At 60.6% G+C, this 15,299-nt stretch carries 12 protein-coding genes; 5 read left to right on the plus strand and 7 right to left on the minus strand.

Annotation, left to right across the window (positions count from 1 at the left end; translation table 11 throughout):
- Positions 1-132 precede the first annotated feature (132 nt).
- Together AMS65_RS02870 and AMS65_RS02875 are read right to left on the minus strand one after the other, a co-directional pair.
- Positions 133-2,838 carry an ATP-dependent DNA helicase gene (locus AMS65_RS02870; protein WP_053382662.1) on the minus strand — a complete coding sequence of 902 codons (2,706 nt, stop codon included), beginning with the start codon at positions 2,836-2,838 and terminating at the stop codon, positions 133-135.
- Positions 2,839-3,217: 379 nt separating this feature from the next.
- The gene (locus AMS65_RS02875; RefSeq protein ID WP_162231744.1) at positions 3,218-4,048 is read right to left on the minus strand and encodes a hypothetical protein; all 831 of its coding nucleotides are present in this window, start codon (positions 4,046-4,048) and stop codon (positions 3,218-3,220) included.
- Positions 4,049-4,267: 219 nt separating this feature from the next.
- Between AMS65_RS02875 and AMS65_RS19300 the strand changes: the two genes are divergently transcribed.
- The 3 genes from AMS65_RS19300 to AMS65_RS18625 are packed head-to-tail and all read left to right on the plus strand — an operon-like array spanning position 4,268 to position 7,925.
- Positions 4,268-5,458 carry an ABC-three component system protein gene (locus AMS65_RS19300; protein WP_157502033.1) on the plus strand — a complete coding sequence of 397 codons (1,191 nt, stop codon included), beginning with the start codon at positions 4,268-4,270 and terminating at the stop codon, positions 5,456-5,458.
- Positions 5,455-5,946 (plus strand): three component ABC system middle component, encoded by a 492-nt coding sequence (locus tag AMS65_RS20620; protein ID WP_368664695.1) that lies wholly within the window; start codon positions 5,455-5,457, stop codon positions 5,944-5,946. Before AMS65_RS19300 ends, AMS65_RS20620 begins: the two co-directional genes overlap by 4 nt.
- A complete protein-coding gene (locus tag AMS65_RS18625; protein WP_075200810.1) occupies positions 5,946-7,925 on the plus strand; it encodes a DUF3732 domain-containing protein in 1,980 nt (659 codons plus the stop codon). The genes AMS65_RS20620 and AMS65_RS18625 overlap by 1 nt, the downstream gene beginning before the upstream one ends.
- Positions 7,926-8,616: 691 nt before the next feature.
- On the opposite strand, the gene AMS65_RS02890 is transcribed toward AMS65_RS18625, so the two are convergent.
- The 5 genes from AMS65_RS02890 to AMS65_RS02910 form a co-directional block, all read right to left on the minus strand.
- Positions 8,617-9,774 (minus strand): MFS transporter, encoded by a 1,158-nt coding sequence (locus tag AMS65_RS02890; RefSeq protein ID WP_206541960.1) that lies wholly within the window; start codon positions 9,772-9,774, stop codon positions 8,617-8,619.
- Positions 9,775-9,937: 163 nt separating this feature from the next.
- Positions 9,938-10,762 carry an SDR family NAD(P)-dependent oxidoreductase gene (locus AMS65_RS02895; RefSeq protein ID WP_053382667.1) on the minus strand — a complete coding sequence of 275 codons (825 nt, stop codon included), beginning with the start codon at positions 10,760-10,762 and terminating at the stop codon, positions 9,938-9,940.
- Between the two features lie 38 nt (positions 10,763-10,800).
- A complete protein-coding gene (locus AMS65_RS02900; RefSeq protein ID WP_053382668.1) occupies positions 10,801-11,412 on the minus strand; it encodes a TetR/AcrR family transcriptional regulator in 612 nt (203 codons plus the stop codon).
- Between the two features lie 103 nt (positions 11,413-11,515).
- Positions 11,516-12,388 (minus strand): aldo/keto reductase, encoded by an 873-nt coding sequence (locus AMS65_RS02905; protein WP_053382669.1) that lies wholly within the window; start codon positions 12,386-12,388, stop codon positions 11,516-11,518.
- 91 nt (positions 12,389-12,479) lie between these two features.
- Entirely contained in the window at positions 12,480-13,328 is an 849-nt protein-coding gene (locus AMS65_RS02910; RefSeq protein WP_053382670.1) for an oxidoreductase, read from the minus strand.
- 169 nt (positions 13,329-13,497) lie between these two features.
- On the opposite strand from AMS65_RS02910, the gene AMS65_RS02915 reads away from it, so the two are divergent.
- Positions 13,498-14,244 carry an SDR family oxidoreductase gene (locus AMS65_RS02915; protein ID WP_053382671.1) on the plus strand — a complete coding sequence of 249 codons (747 nt, stop codon included), beginning with the start codon at positions 13,498-13,500 and terminating at the stop codon, positions 14,242-14,244.
- A 50-nt stretch (positions 14,245-14,294) separates the two neighbouring features.
- A complete protein-coding gene (locus AMS65_RS02920) occupies positions 14,295-15,188 on the plus strand; it encodes an SDR family oxidoreductase (RefSeq protein WP_053382672.1) in 894 nt (297 codons plus the stop codon).
- The last annotated feature ends 111 nt before the right edge of the window (positions 15,189-15,299 follow it).

Genomic DNA, 15,299 nt, shown 5'->3' on the forward strand with positions numbered 1-15,299 from the left:
GTCCATTCGTTACATTGCGATTAGGCTCTCGCAGCAATATGTTGAATCCAGTACCGGGCTTCAGTCACATCACGACTTCGGTAGCAGCTCAGTAGCGAGACCTTGTTCGTGAGCACCGAAGGATCAACCAAGCTAACGCACCGGCACCACGCCTCGTCTAGCTCTTAGGAGACCAATATCCTTTGATTTTCCAGACGTTGGAGCTACGAGGCGACTGATGACTGCTTGTTGGGTTTCAGGAGTCCAGAACACCTTTAAGCGTTCTCGTGCGCGAGTCACTGCGGTATAGAAGATGCTGTGGCTGATGTCATCCTCGTTCGCATCGGTCACAACAACTTTCACAGAGTCATATTCGAGGCCTTGCGCCTTATGAATCGAAACGGCATACGCTACTTGAAACGGCACTGTCGTGTTGTCGGAGTCGTCGTCTTCGTCGGAGTTGCCTGGGAGATAAACATCGAAGCGAACAGTTGAATCATCGACGAAGCGGAGATCCTGGCCGTCTACGTCAATTGCGGTTACGCTCCGATCGAGCCAGACGTCAAACCGAATGTGATCCGGAAAGGTTGCGATATCGACAATCCGGCCTTTGAGGTTGTTGAAGATCACGGGCTTGAATCGGTCGATCTCGTTGAAGAGGACTGGGTCACCCACCTTGTATGTATTTACGCCCCAGGACACCGCTTCCCCAGGGTTGCTGCTCTGCAAGAACCTGTTGACATTGTTGATTCCGTAGAGGCCGTCATAGTTTAGGCACAGAACAATCTCGTCTTCGCGTTGAGGTTCAAAGAGGGATTGATCGAGCACTGTCGAAAACTGATTTTGCGCGATCGACTCTTCTACGCCATCGTCCATTGCGCGTACTTTCGACCAGAAGTCGAGGAGCTCGGGGCTCTTGGTGCGATATGGAGTCTCAAGCTCGAAGACAGATTCTTTCGGAATGAACGAACGGATGATGCTGAACCAGTTTCCGAACTGAATCGATTCGATCTGGTACACGTCCCCAACCAGTACGAGTAGCTTGAAAGAAGTTCTTTCCAGGATTTTGAGGAGATCCGAGTTGCTTACAGTGCTGCACTCATCGATGACAAGAACGTCGTACTCTGGTTGAATCCCTGTCCGATATATTTGGCTGCTGATGGTTCTGAACTCGGCATTCTGTGCGGAAACCCGTCGTTGCAGATTGTCTTTTGCGGGGTTGGTGTGGGCAAGGAAGAGCTTCCTATTCCCAGCAAAATAGTTCGCGATGTAATTGATCATGGTTGACTTGCCAGTTCCTGCGGCACCGTAGATGAGCGCCACGCCTGAGTGCGCGAAGAGACGTTTCATCGCCTCAACTTTGGCATCATCATCGAACTCCAGTTGGGTCTCATTCAACCATCGGGTGACAGCTGACTCGTATCCATCAACTCCAGCTCTCGCGAACTCCTGAATCTTCTCAATGATGCTGACGGTGCCGTCCTCATACTCACGCTGGAAAACGTGTCCCTTGTCCTGGACAAGCTTGCGGCCCGTGTGCTTGTAATAAACCTGCGTGTTATAGGCAGCCATGAGATCATCTACGTTGCCTAGGAGTTCAAGCTCTTCCAGGGGAGTGTAGAGCCTCCCATGTCTCTCGACATTCGTCTTGACTTTGCGGGCCAGGAGTTCGTGGGTTCTGCCCAAAGAGTCGATGCTTTCGAGCAAGTCATTGATCCGCGGGTTATGGCCGGGTAGTGAGGTACAAAACGGCATATCGTCAAACGGTTTGCACCCGTAGGGTAGATTCAGGTTGGAGAGCAGCCCGCATCCACCATATTCATACTGCGGCTTGACCAGCTGGTTGTTCATTCGGAGCATCAAGTAACGCAAGACATTGGCACCTGGATTCTTGGCTGAAATGATTGCGCGCGCTGCATCTAGGGCTGGAAAGATCTGCGGTTTCTTCGCACGCTGCGTGACGAGAGAACGTATGTGCAGGTAGCTAGTTTCGGGCATGTCCATCAGATCAAGCAAGCTTGATGACGTATCCGTCAGAAATTGCATCAGTAGGCGATACTCACTATTGCCAGAGTTGACTTTTATGTCGTGACCGACAAGGCGAGCGAAGTTGTCGAGTTCGCACGGGCGGATTGAGACTTCCCAATTTTGGACGACCAGAATGGGCATGGTCTGATCAAGTACTTGGATCGCATCGCTAATCAGCGTCAGATTCGCCGCATACTTATCTGTCATGTCGATGTCGGTGAACGCGATAATTCGATCAAACTTGCTTGACTTATTTACCGCGTTCGAGAACGTCACCTCATAGAGGATGCGTTCTCTTACGAAGAAAGGGCGAACCTTGTGAATGTAGTAACGACTCCGGGCGCCATCGGATCCGTGAAGGTCGCGAATCGCGTCAATTCGCTCGGCGATCTTCTGGTGATATTCCTTGAGGGACTCATCGAGGTCCACCGGAAACTTCTCGAGATTTCCCAGAACTTCAATGCTGCAACGTGAATGCAGAATCGTGCGAGTCCGCAAGAGATACTCATAGTACTTGAGCATCAGGCGTTCAGAGGCGTCACCTTCAAAGGTGTAGTGAGATGTACTCATTTGAAGCAGCTTGTGGAGTCGGTAGAGAAAGTTGATTTCTTTTCCCTGGGAGCCAAGCCAATCAACGGCGCTACCGGTCGCGTGGTAATGGAACTCCGTATCTCCGCTGTTACTTTGAAGGCGAACAGCTACCGCCTCGACTAGATTACGAAGCTGGGCCAGCAGGTTCTGCGCGAGGAGCGCTCTGTCGTGACCCAGCGCATCGATATTCCGGGAGATGTTCTCCGCGACACTGCGGATTTGGGCATCAACGGAGGCCATTCAAACTTCCTTAGTCTTTTGCCCGGCAGCGTAACTGGTGCCGGGAAGTCTGGCAATCAATCCGGTGGTCATCGAGAAGCGCCTTGGATCGGGCTCAAGCCAGTCTCTTATTGGAGACTTCTTCATGGAGCGACCTGCTCGTGCTGTGTGCCTCCTTCGCGTGCATGCGCAACTAACTAGTGCTTGAGCTATGACCACCGTACCGGGGGTCGCCGACACTGTGTCGTCATGTCGACTCAGATGGAAGCGCGAGTCGCTTCGAAAAGGGCTAGAGGTCTGTCACTAAACTCACTATGATCTGGTCTTCTGGAAGAGTGCAGAGATGTCAGAGGTGCGGAGGAATATGGTGGCATGGAGCGGCTGGCGGCGCGGTCAGGCGTCACGGTGTCTCGTCCGCAGTGGAACTGCCTTCGACATCAATGCCTGATTGCTTCTGTGAGGAGTTCTCTGAAGAAGTCGCTGCGGCTCCATTGCTGGCAGCCTGATTGGCAACTCCTGCTTGATAGGCCTCGAACGCTGCACGCTTCTCGCTGTCTCGCGCATGGCCGTCGCGCGTATAGACCGATAGCGCGCCTTGTGGGCTCTCGGTCCATTTTTTTATAGTTGACTTGATCTCCCGGAGCGCCTTTGCGGCGTCATACATGCTGTAGACCTCCATCCACCGCCGCGACTTGTAGATGGACCAATCGAGGTCTATGCCGGAGCTCCGGTCAGACCCGTTTACTCCCTTGTAGCTAACTGTTCCAGTGTGGCGATCTGGAAGGGTGCTCGTCAGTCGATCCTTGGAAATGTCCCACATCGTGCGCCATTCCTGTCCCGGCGCTAGAACCGGGATTACCGATGGCAGCTCCACGCGCTCGCTGCCCGCCCCCTGGTTCGTTCGTTCCGGCCAAGGATGAATATCGAAGGTCACTTCAGTGGCAGCCGTGAGGCCGTAGTTCTTCACCACGAAGTCAATGACGAACGGTGTTGCCTTCGAGGGTTCGCAGAAGACCACGACGTTGGGCTGCGATCGCTCTAGCTCCAAGTCTCGAGCCTGCAACCTCGATTTCTTCGCCTCGCTGACTTGCCAGCCGGCATAGCCCAACGCGACAACGGCAATCCCACAGGTGGCGATTGCGGCCCATGCGGTCATCCAATCGGCAACGGTGGGTTCAGCCATTGCTTGGAGCAGGCGCTGAAAGTAGGTCTCGAACTCATCTGTCGTCATGTCGATCATGCTCGCATAGATGCGAGGTCGATGCCCTTACCTGGTTGCTGGCGAGAAACCGGCTAGAAGGCAAGGTCGTCCCATTCTGCGTCCGCCTGCCTCCAAAACCAGGAATGCCAAGGGGGAGGGTTCTGGCAATGTTGCGTTTCACTTAAACTTGAGCGAGTGTCAACTTTGATTAGCGTGTGTTCGTTCACACTGATGTGAGGCGGTGCGGCCATGAGCCAGTTCGATGCATCGGCAACCGCACTTGGATTCATCTACCAGTTCCGCTGGGGACTGCTCGACCTCCTCCGCGCGATGAGGAGCGACGCGACCAGGTGCCTTTCGATCGAAGACTACGACGACATCGCGCAACTCAACTCCGATGGTCAAGTGCTTTCGGCATCGCAACTAAAACATCACGATGGAGTATCTCCGATCACAGACGCAAGCCCAGACCTCTGGAAGACGCTGCGCGTATGGTTGGAAACTCCGGCGTTGAGAATAGATAACGGGCCGCTCCTCTACTTGATCACCACATCGACTGTCCCGGAAGGCTCTGCCGCAGCGCTTCTGCGGAACGATCAGCGCGATGAAAAGCAAGCTTGTGAGCTTCTTACGCAGGCTGCTACGAGCTACACAGCGGGGTCGACAAAAGCGGGACGAAACGCATGGACAAATGCGGAAGAATCAGTTCGGCTCGCGCTTGTTGCTCGAATTCATATCGTCGACAACAACCCGAAGGTTGGAGAAGTCGACAGGCTTATCCGGCAGGAACTTTCACAAACGGTTCGTGACGAACATATGGATCACTTCGTTGAAAGGCTATGGGGCTGGTGGAACGAGCAGTGCCTAAAGGTTCTCAACACCCCTGGTGTGGCCACGATCTCAGCTGAGAAGCTGCGATCAAAACTGCACTCTCTTCGTGATCACTATCTCGAAGGCTCTCTTCCTGTCGACGACACTTTGGCGGAAATCACTGCGGAGGAAGTCGCTGAGGAACATTTCGGTAAGCCGTTTGTGAAGCAGCTCGAGTGGATCGGAATTCATGGACGCAACATGCAGCGTGCGCTTATCGACTATCACCGTGCCTACGCGCAAACTACAAAGTGGCTTCATGATGGAGACCTAGTAGCCGACGACCTTAGCTTTTATGAGAAGCAACTCATTGATGAGTGGGAGATTCAGTTCGAAAACGCGTGTGATCGACTTGATCGCTCCGGAGAGGGTGGCGATGAAGCGAAGATTGAAGTGGGCCGAACGCTCTTTGAAAAACTCTATGAGATGAACAACGTGGTTATCCGATCGGGCTTCACCGAACGCTTCCTGACTGGCGGAACCAGACACGTAATCGCGAATCGAGGAGTTATCGGGTGGCACCCAGATTTCCAAGAACGTGTCCGAGAGCTTCTGGGAGTTCCGGTATGACGTCGTCGGGTGTCGACCACCAACCTGCGCTGTCCGCCACGATTCTCAATCCCGCGATCATCGCCGCATCGATACAGTGGGCGGCGTATCGATACCGGGCAAGGAATAAACGGTCTATGCCCTGGGAGTATTCATTCCTCGTGGTACCTCTCGTGTTCCACCAACGCACGCGTCAGATGCTCCCTCAGAAGTCAACGACCCATCTCCCTACATGGATCAACAGAAACCAGGAAGCCCTCGCCGGGTTTCCTCAGCGAGCAAGGAAGTTTGCGCCCCATGTACGCGAGGGCATCCGGTACGGGCTTCGGAGTGGACAGCTTGTGCTTGACGCTGACGGCGCTTTCAATGCGACGATGAGATCCGGGATAAAACTTCCTGAAGGAACGGAACTGCGTAGCATTCTTTCGTCAGCGGCTACGGTCGGAGGGATCCTCTCCAAATCGGGCAGCTCAATTAACATCTTCACACAGTTTGGAGTATCTCCCTAATGCAGATCGTCAGCATCACTATTTACCACCATGACGGTCGTCAGAGGAATGTCAATTTCCGCCTAGATTCCCTGAATATCATCACCGGCGACTCGAAAACCGGTAAGAGTTCACTGCTGAGTATCGTGGACTACGCCCTAGGGAGAAGCAAATCTTCGATTCCTCACACCAAGTGGTTTAAGACAATTGCGTGGTTCGCGGTAGTTTTTCGTCTACCAGGCGGCAGTCGTGCCCTTGTAGCCCGTCAGCCCCATGCAGCGGGCGTGTCGAGCCATCGTGCAATGCTGGAATTTGGAAGTTCCGAAATGGTTGCCCCGCCCATGTCGAACCTTCGACTCAATACAGACACCGATGGGTTGCGGGCGCAGCTGGGTGCGCGCATCGGACTCGAAGGTGTGCAACTAGAGTCCAGTGATCATTCGACTCGAGGCCCAATAACTGTTGGCCTCGGAAGCGCAGTTCCGTTCACCCTGCAGGAACAGCACGAGATCGACAACAAAGTGGCCTTGTTCCATCGGCAAAATGAAGTTGGCATCGCGCAGAGCCTCAAAGATTCGCTCCCATACTTCCTGGGGGCAGTGGATGGAGAGCAAGCCGCAAAACGTGCTCGGTTGCGGGAGGCACGCCAAGCACTCAGGCGGTTGGAGAACTCACTCGCTTCCGCTGAAGAAGAACTCGCGGGAGAACACCAAGAACTACGCGAACTCCACCGTGAAGCGCGAGCTGTCGGTCTGATCACCACGCGAGTCGATGACCCTAACGCTGAGCTGGTTGACGTGCTCAACACGGTGCGGTTCATGCGAACTTCCGAACCGTTGGCACCAACCGTGGACCTAGCCGCCCAGGATGAGCGACGAAAGAACGAGGCGAAGCGCTCAGAGCTGGCGCAAGAACTGAACTTGCTCATGAACAATCGTGAGCTTTTGCTCGACGTTCGCGACGGTGAAGGCGACTATGACGGGTCATTGTCGCTTCAGATCGACCGTCTGAGCGTGCTTGACTTCATACCGGAGAAGGCTCAAAGCGGTGATGTGTGCCCAGTTTGTGAGCAGGACATGCCTCATCCTGACGCAACTGTTGATGTTCTCAACACTAGGCTCCACGAGCTACGCGAGGAACTGGCCGTTGTGACAGCTAGGCGACCCAAACGACAGCAGGCACTGAAGCAGGTGAATGGAGAGATAGAGCGAGTTAGGCAGGAACTCAGCGCAATTGATACTGCAATGTCTGGGAATGCAGTATCTGACCTCGACACCGATCCGAGTGCCCTTCGTGAAGCACAACAGTTTGTGCGGGGCCGCATCGATGCGATCCTCAGCAAGTTGCAGGGCAGAGATGAATCCGCAATTGCGAACTTGCGGAGCTCTCGCGACCGTGCCAAGGCGCTTGTGGAGGCCCTCGAATCGGAACTTGACGGCGGCGAGGCCCGCGAGCAGCTAACTTCCCGACTTAACGCGCTGAGCCAGATACTCGGGAAGTACAGCAAGAAACTTCATCTGGAACAGGCTGATCAACCCATCAGGCTCGACGTGAATCAGTTGACGATCGTTGTCGACACAGAGGAAGGCCCGCTGCCGCTCCCCAACATCGGAAGTGGCGAGAACTGGGTGGGGTACCACGTGGCAGCTCACCTCGCCCTCCACGAGTATTTCTTGAGACAGCGGCGTCCGGTGCCTAGGTTCCTGATGCTGGATCAACCAAGCAAAGCCCATTTCCAGTCGGACCGGCCGCGCGACGCTGACGATAGCTTTCTGGATCCAGATCGTGAGTCCGTTCGCAATATGTTCAAGCTGTTCGTCGAATACACGAACTCCCTGAGTGGCAACGTCCAGATCATCGTTATCGATCACGCGGACTATGACGACGACTGGTTCAAGGACTCCGTCGTGCACAACTGGAGGAACGGGGAGAAGCTCATCCCGTCTGACTGGCTCGAGCCGGGAAGTCAGGCGTCCGATGAGGAGGCGGGCGAGGAGTAGCGACCGCATGCAAGGAGAGAGCTCGTGGCGAGCGTAGCTACTGTACCGCCAGAATCTAGTTGCTGGAGTCAGGCACCACGATCTCACCATAAACTCGGCTCGGAGCGATGCGGAGGTCTCCAAATCTAGTGGGTCAATCTAGTGGTCAACGCCCCGCAAAACATGCAAAACGTGACGCGCTCTGCAACGTATGGAACGTCAAAACCCTAGTCAAGTAGGGGAAAGCGGCCGATCCGTCTGCCTGGGGGTTAAGGGGTTTACCCCTCCCGGACGGCCCAAAACAACTGAAAATCGATGCCACGGGCTGTGGCGCAGCTTGGTAGCGCACCTGACTGGGGGTCAAGGGGTCGCAGGTTCAAATTCCGCCAGTCAACTGATGAGCCTTGATGAGAAGACGGTCTCACCAAAGCCTCGTCGTTCTCGAAGGTTGACGTAAGGCTCCAGAGGGGTTTCTGTCTCCGCCTCGACTCTTTCTGTGAAGCCACCAGCAATGACGCTGCCGGGACCGCGATCGTTTCAGGCGGGATTCATTGGTCAGGCTCAGACCAGGGCGCTGCCGGAGGCCGCGGATGCGCTCCTCCCTGCTTCCCGAGCAATGCGGGGACTGGGTGAATCGGCGGTCCCGTCAGCCCTCACATCGCGGCTCTGAATCCCTGAGCTGTTCTGTGGAGTCTGCATGATGTTCGTTTTGTCATGCGGCCGTATCCGGCGGCTTCGTGCCACGATCGATCGTCCACGTCATGGCGAAGAGAGCCAAACCTGCTGCCGTGAGAGCGAAACCGGCCCAGGCGCTGGCAAGGAACCCATAGCCGGCGGCGATCACGACGCTCCCAGCCCAGGCTCCCAGCGCGTTGGCGAGGTTCAGCGCGCCCATGTTGAGGGCTCCCATGAGGGTGGGCGCCTCGGGTGCGGCGCTGATCATGCGCACCTGGATCGTCGGTATGGACCCCATCATCGCCACTCCAATGCCGAACAAGCACAGGAGCAGCATCCAGGCGGCGCTGCCGGTCAGGGCGAGAACCACGAGGATCGCCAGCGTTGCGGCGTACCCGCCCACGAGGCCCTGCCACCGGGAGCGATCGGCGATCCTGCCGCCGATGATGTTGCCCACGGTCATGCCCAGACCGAACGCGGCCAATGCGAACGGGATGACGGACGGGTCCAGCCGAACGACGTCGGTGATCATGGGGCCGATGTAGGTGTAGACCGCGAAGATGCTGGAGATGCCCAGGGCCGCAACGCACGCGGTGGCCCAGACGGCGGGTCGACGAAGCGCGCTGAGTTCGCGGGCGATCGATCCTCCTGCGAGGGCCTCGGTTCGGGGCAGTCGCACGTGCAGCGCTACGAGCGAGATCAAGCCCAGGGCGGCGATCGCGAGATATGTGCCGCGCCATCCGCCGAGCTGACCGATCGCCGTGCCCAGCGGGGCGCCGACGATCATTGCGACAGTGAGGCCCATCGCTACCCGGGAGAACGCCTGCCCGGATCGTTCCTTCCCCATGACGTAGGTGGCGACTACCGCGCCCGCTCCGAAGTACGCGCCCTGCGGCATCCCCGCGAGGAAGCGCGCAACCATCAGGACCCCGAGATCATTCGCGACAGACGAGAGCAGATTGCCGACCACGAACAGAGCGGTGATGGAGAGCAGCAGGCGGCGGCGGTTCCAGCGTGCCGTGAGGATCGTGATCGCGGGGGCGCCGATGACCACCCCGAGGGCGTAGGCGGTGATCGCCCAGCTCGCGGTCGGAATACTGAGCCCCATGTCGGAGGCGAACAGCTGGATGATGCCCATGCTGGCGAACTCGCCGGACCCGATCGCGAAGGTCCCGAACGCCAGCGCGAGGAGCACTGCGTGATTCGCTCTGGGCGATGCCCCGACTCTGGCGGGCTCTACTGAGGGAACCGGTATGGTGCCTGTGGGCATTGAGTCCTCTCCTTTCGTTCTTGATCATCCGCGGGGTGACCGCGCTGCGGAGGGCGTCACCGCGCCTGGTGGCGGCCGCTCTCCTGCGTCATTCGGCGCCGGTACCGTGTGCGGCTTCGGAGACCGGCCGCCAGGCCTCCCAGCCGGCAATGCGCTGGCGGTACTCGCCTGTGGCCTGCTCGATCATGTTGCGGCCGAAGAATATCCGCAGTGGGGGCTGTTCGGCATCGACTACGGCGAGGATCGCCTCACGGGTCGCGGACGGCACGCCGACAGCGCCGGGACGGACCCGGGCGGCGCGAGCATCGCGAGCAGGCTGGTAGAAGTCCAACGGGGTGGAGTGCACGGCCGAGGCTCCGGACCAGTCTGTGGAGTAGTTCGCAGGCTCGATGAGGGTCACATGCACGCCGAACGGCGCGAGCTCGAGGGCGGCCGCCTGGCTGAAGCCCTCCAGGCCCCACTTGGAGGCGTGGTAGAGGCCGAGATTGGCGTAGGCGTTGATGCCGCCGATGGAAGACACCTGGACGATGTGGCCGGAGCCGCGCTCGCGCATGTGCGGGATGACGGCCTTGGTGACCCAGAGCGCGCCGAACAGGTTGGCCTCGATCTGGTCGCGGGCCTCCTCCTCGGAGACCTCCTCGATCGCGCCGAACAGGCCGTAGCCGGCGTTGTTGACGACGACGTCGAGGTGCCCGAAGCGCTCGATCGCACGAGCGACCGCCGCGTCAACGGCGGCCTTGTCGGTGACGTCGAGCTGCAGTGGCAGCACGGCGCCGTCGTACTGCGCGACGAGCGCATCGAGGGCGGCGGTGTTGCGCGCCGTGGCCGCAACGCGGTCGCCGCGCTCGAGAGCGGCTTCGGTCCATTCGCGGCCGAAGCCGCGGGAGGCGCCGGTGATGAACCAGGTCTTCATGGTCGTTTTCCTTCTCTTATTCCTTGTGGGATTCGGTCTTACTCGGTCTCGGGCAGCAGGCCGGCGAGGGCGGTCTTCGCGAGGCTCGCAGCGTGCTCGTCGGTCAGCGCGTAGTGGCCGGTGAGGCGGCGGAAGATCAGCGGCCCGAAGAGGACGTCGATGACGTCGTCGATCGGGATCGCTGGGTCGGCGTCGCCGCGGTCGATGCCGCGCTGCCACAACTCTGTGATCGCTGCGCGGCGGCCGTCGAGGAAGTACCTGCGAAAGTACGCCGCGCCGGCGTCATCGTCGACGCACGCCGCGATGAGCTGGGCGAACACGGTACCGAGGCCACTGGCGTAGAACGCGCTGACCCGTCGCACCTGCTCAGTGAGGTCGCCACGGGTGCTCCCGGTGTCGGGCAGTGGTAACGACTCGGCCATCATCCGCCCGAACGCCTTCGCGGCGACTGCTGTGCGCGAAGGCCAGTGCTTGTAGATCGTGGCCTTGCTCACGCCTGACCGCTGCGCGATCGCATCCACCGTCGCGGCTGGGAGTCCGCCCTCGCGCAGCAGTTCCTGGGTCGCAGCGATCACCTCCGCGTGGATGCGGTCGCTGCGCGCGCCACGGGGACGGTTGACGATCCCATCACCGTCTATGCTCTCCGTCATCGGTTCGCCTCCCTGCGTTCGTCGGTCTCGTTGTCGGTCGCACCCGTGTTCACGCGTTGGGTTGTTGCGAGCGTCGCGGGTGGCGCTTCGGCGTCATCGGTCATCAGACGGCCTTCGTCAGATCCGTGAACTCCGCGTCGGTCAGCTCGATCGTGGCGGCGGCGAGGTTGTCCTCGAGGTGGGCGACCTTCGAGGTGCCGGGGATCGGCAGCATTGCGGGCGAACGGCGCAGCAGCCATGCCAGAGCCAGTTGCGAGGGCGAGACGCCCTTGTCGCGGGCGATCGCGGCGAGCGGGCCGTCACCCTGTGCGAGCGCTCCGGTCGCGAGCGGGAACCAGGGGATGAATCCGATGCCGTTGCGGGTCGAGTAGTCCAGCAGCGTCTCCGACGAGCGGTTCGCGAGGTTGTACTCGTTCTGCACCGACACGATCGGGACGATCCGAGATGCCGCCTCGACATCAGCGATGGAGACCTCGGACAGGCCGATGTGGCGGATCTTGCCCTCGTCCTGCAGCGCCTTGAGCACGCCGAGCTGGTCCTCTAGCGGCACCGACGGGTCGATGCGATGCAGCTGGAACAGGTCGATCCGGTCGACGCCGAGCCGTCGCAGGCTGCCCTCGGCCTGCCGGCGCAGGTAGGCGGGGTCGCCGTTGATGGTCCACTGGTTCGGGCCCTGGCGGGTGAAGCCCGCCTTGGTCGCGATGACCAGGTCGCCTGAGTAGGGTCGCAGCGCGCGCTTGACGAGTTCCTCGGCGACGTCGGGGCCGTAGGAGTCGGCGGTGTCGATGAAGTCGACGCCGAGTTCAACGGCGCGGCGTAGCACGCGCACCGCCTCGTCGACGTCCTTCGGCGGCCCCCACACGCCTGGGCCGGTCAGCTGCATGGTGCCGAACCCGAGACGGGTGACGGTGAGGTCGCCGCCAAGGGTGAAGGTGCTGCTCTGGCCGGCGGGGGTGTCCGTCGTGTTCTTGCTCATGGTCACGTCTCCTTGTTGTCGCGATGTCGTCGGGGTGGACGGGTGGTTGCCGGGCGGGCGGGTCGTCATCGCCCGCCCGGCGAGTCGGGTGTCAGGCGGCGGTGGGCTCGTCGAAGCCGGTGGAGACGGACACGTCCCGCCAGGTGTCCAGTTCCTGACGGACGAAGGCGAGCTTCTCCTCGACCGCGGCGACGCAGTCGGCGCCGAGCTGCAGTCGCAGCGGCGCCATGCCGGAGTCGATGGTCTCGACGATCACCTGCGCGGCCTTGACCGGGTCCCCGGGCTGGTCGTGGTTGACCTGAGTCGCGATCTCACGCATCTGCCCCGCGGGGCCGTCGGCGTAGTCGTCGATTGTGGACTCGACCGTGTGCAGGCTGGAGTCGTCGAGGAAGTCGGTGCGGAAGTAGCCCGGCTCGATCAGCGTCACCTGCACGCCCAGGGGCTTCAGCTCGGTGGCGAGCGCTTCGGAGAAGCCCTCGACCGCGAACTTGGTGGAGGCGTAGATGCCCCAGCCCTGTGCGCCGACGAAGCCTCCGACAGAGGACAGGTTGACGATGTGCCCGGCACGCTGCGCCCGCAGTACGGGAGCGACGGCTCGGGTGACGTTGAGCAGTCCGAACACGTTGGTCTCGTAGACGGCGCGCACGTCCGCGTCGCTGATCTCCTCGACCGCGCCGAGCACGCCGCGGCCGGCGTTGTTGACCAGCACGTCGATGCGCCCGAACCGCTCGATGGCCGCAGCCGTCGCAGCCTGCGCCTGCACCTCGTCGGTCACGTCGAGAGCGACGGCGAGCAACTTGTCGCCCGCCTCGGGGAACCGCTCGGTGATCTGCTCGGGCTTGCGAGCTGTCGCGACGACCTGGTGGCCGGCCGCGAGCGCCTTCTCGACGATCTCCGCGCCGAAACCGCGGTTCGCGCCGGTGATGAACCACACGCTCATATCGGGGCTTCCTCTCCTTAGGGGCTGCGCCTCGGCAGCTAAGTGAACTGAACGACTAGTTCAGTGTAGATCGAAGACTCGATGTAGACAAGCTGTTCATTTCATGATTATATGTACGCATCGTTCATTTCGGAACATGGACGATCCAGATCAACCAAGGAGACCAGTCATGAGTACCACCAGCACCACTCAGCCCCGTGTCGCGCTCGTCACCGGCGGAAGCGGAGGCATCGGGGAGGCCGTCGTCGAGCGTCTGATCGCCGACGGTTACGCCGTCGCCGTCCACTACGCAGGCAACCGCGCGAAGGCCGAGACCCTTGTGGAGAAGATCGCCGCGACCGGCGGCTCCGCAATCGCGGTCGGCGGCGACGTCGCTGACGAGCAGGCCATGCAGGCAGTGTTCGACCAGGTCGAGGCCGCGTTCGGCGGCATCGATGTCGTCGTGAACACGGCCGGCATCATGCTGCTCTCGCCGATCGCGACGCTGAACCTCGACGATCTCGACCGGATGCACCGCACCAACATCCGTGGCAGCTTCGTGATCTCGCAGCAGGCTGCGAACCGCGTCCGCTCGGGTGGCGCGATCATCAACTTCTCCACGTCCGTCACCCGGACGAAGTTCCCGTCCTACGCCGCCTACGCGGCGTCGAAGGCGGCGGTGGAGACCCTGACACTGATCCTCGCCCGCGAGCTGCGGGGCAAGGACATCACTGTCAACGCCGTCGCGCCCGGCCCCACCGCCACGCCCCTGTTCCTCGACGGCAAGGACGAGCAGACCATCCAGAACCTGTCCAAGGCCGTCCCGCTCGAGCGTCTCGGCCAGCCCCAGGACATCGCCGAGACCGTCGCCTTCCTCGCTGGCCCCGCCCGCTGGGTCAACGGCCAGGTCATCTTCACCAATGGCGGGCTCGCCTGAGCTCTCAACCAATGGCCGGCCAAGACAAATCACGGAAGGAGAACACCACCATGAGTAAGAACATCGTCGTCATCACCGGAGCCTCCAGCGGCTTCGGCGCCCTCACCGCGCGCTCCCTCGCCGATGCGGGCAACACCGTCTACGCCGGCATGCGCGAGACCGAGGGGCGCAACGCGCCCCAGGTGCAGGCCGTGGCCGGCTACGCCGCCGAGCATGCGGTGGATCTGCGCGCCATCGAGCTCGACGTCAACTCCCAGGGATCCGTCGACGCCGCCATCGCGCAGATCATCGCCGAGCACGGACGCATCGACGTGCTGGTCCACAACGCCGGGCACATGGTCACAGGCCCCGCTGAGGCGTTCACGCCTGAGCAGCTCGCCGAGCTGTACAACGTGAACGTGCTCTCCACCCAGCGGGTCAACCGTGCAGCCCTTCCGCACCTGCGCAAGGCCGGCAAGGGCCTCGTGCTATGGGTGTCCAGCTCCTCGGTCAAGGGCGGCACCCCGCCCTACCTCGCCCCGTACTTCGCCGCGAAGGCCGGTATGGATTCCCTCGCGGTCTCGTACGCCGCCGAGCTGGCCCGCTGGGGCGTGGAGACCTCGATCGTCGTCCCCGGATCGTTCACCAGCGGCACCAACCACTTCGCGCACTCCGGACACCCCGCCGACACCGCGATCGAGACCGAGTACGAGACGAAGTACCCCGGCCTGATCGAGCAGGTCGCCGGCAAGCTCGCCGCCCTCGCCCCCGAAGGCGCGGACGCCTCGCTGGTCTCCGACGAGATCGCCCGCATCGTCGCCCTTCCCGCCGGTGAGCGCCCCTACAGGGTGCACATCGACCCGGCGAACGACGGCTCCGAAGAAGTCTCGGAGGTCGCCGACCGCATCCGCCGCGAGTTCTACGCCCGGGTCGACCTGACCGACCTCCTCACAGTCACCCAGTAACAACCCTGCGTGCCGGGGGCGGACACGCCCCGGCACGCAGCTCCCCGCGACGCCACGCGCGTCACATCCGCGCACCGCACGTATCACCATCGACAATCAGAACAGGAGACA

Origin of the sequence: Leucobacter celer subsp. astrifaciens, assembly GCF_001273835.1 — a bacterium.
Classification (GTDB): Bacteria; Actinomycetota; Actinomycetes; order Actinomycetales; family Microbacteriaceae; genus Leucobacter; species Leucobacter celer.

Excerpts from the sequence above, each read along its gene's own strand:
- AMS65_RS02905 (WP_053382669.1), bottom strand. The coding sequence starts at position 12,388 with ATGAGCAAGAACACGACGGACACCCCCGCCGGCCAGAGCAGCACCTTC.
- AMS65_RS02895 (WP_053382667.1), bottom strand. The coding sequence starts at position 10,762 with ATGAAGACCTGGTTCATCACCGGCGCCTCCCGCGGCTTCGGCCGCGAA.
- AMS65_RS02920 (WP_053382672.1), top strand. The coding sequence starts at position 14,295 with ATGAGTAAGAACATCGTCGTCATCACCGGAGCCTCCAGCGGCTTCGGC.
- AMS65_RS02875 (WP_162231744.1), bottom strand. The coding sequence starts at position 4,048 with ATGACGACAGATGAGTTCGAGACCTACTTTCAGCGCCTGCTCCAAGCA.
- AMS65_RS18625 (WP_075200810.1), top strand. The coding sequence starts at position 5,946 with ATGCAGATCGTCAGCATCACTATTTACCACCATGACGGTCGTCAGAGG.
- AMS65_RS02910 (WP_053382670.1), bottom strand. The coding sequence starts at position 13,328 with ATGAGCGTGTGGTTCATCACCGGCGCGAACCGCGGTTTCGGCGCGGAG.
- AMS65_RS02900 (WP_053382668.1), bottom strand. The coding sequence starts at position 11,412 with ATGACGGAGAGCATAGACGGTGATGGGATCGTCAACCGTCCCCGTGGC.
- AMS65_RS02915 (WP_053382671.1), top strand. The coding sequence starts at position 13,498 with ATGAGTACCACCAGCACCACTCAGCCCCGTGTCGCGCTCGTCACCGGC.
- AMS65_RS20620 (WP_368664695.1), top strand. The coding sequence starts at position 5,455 with ATGACGTCGTCGGGTGTCGACCACCAACCTGCGCTGTCCGCCACGATT.
- AMS65_RS02870 (WP_053382662.1), bottom strand. The coding sequence starts at position 2,838 with ATGGCCTCCGTTGATGCCCAAATCCGCAGTGTCGCGGAGAACATCTCC.
- AMS65_RS19300 (WP_157502033.1), top strand. The coding sequence starts at position 4,268 with ATGAGCCAGTTCGATGCATCGGCAACCGCACTTGGATTCATCTACCAG.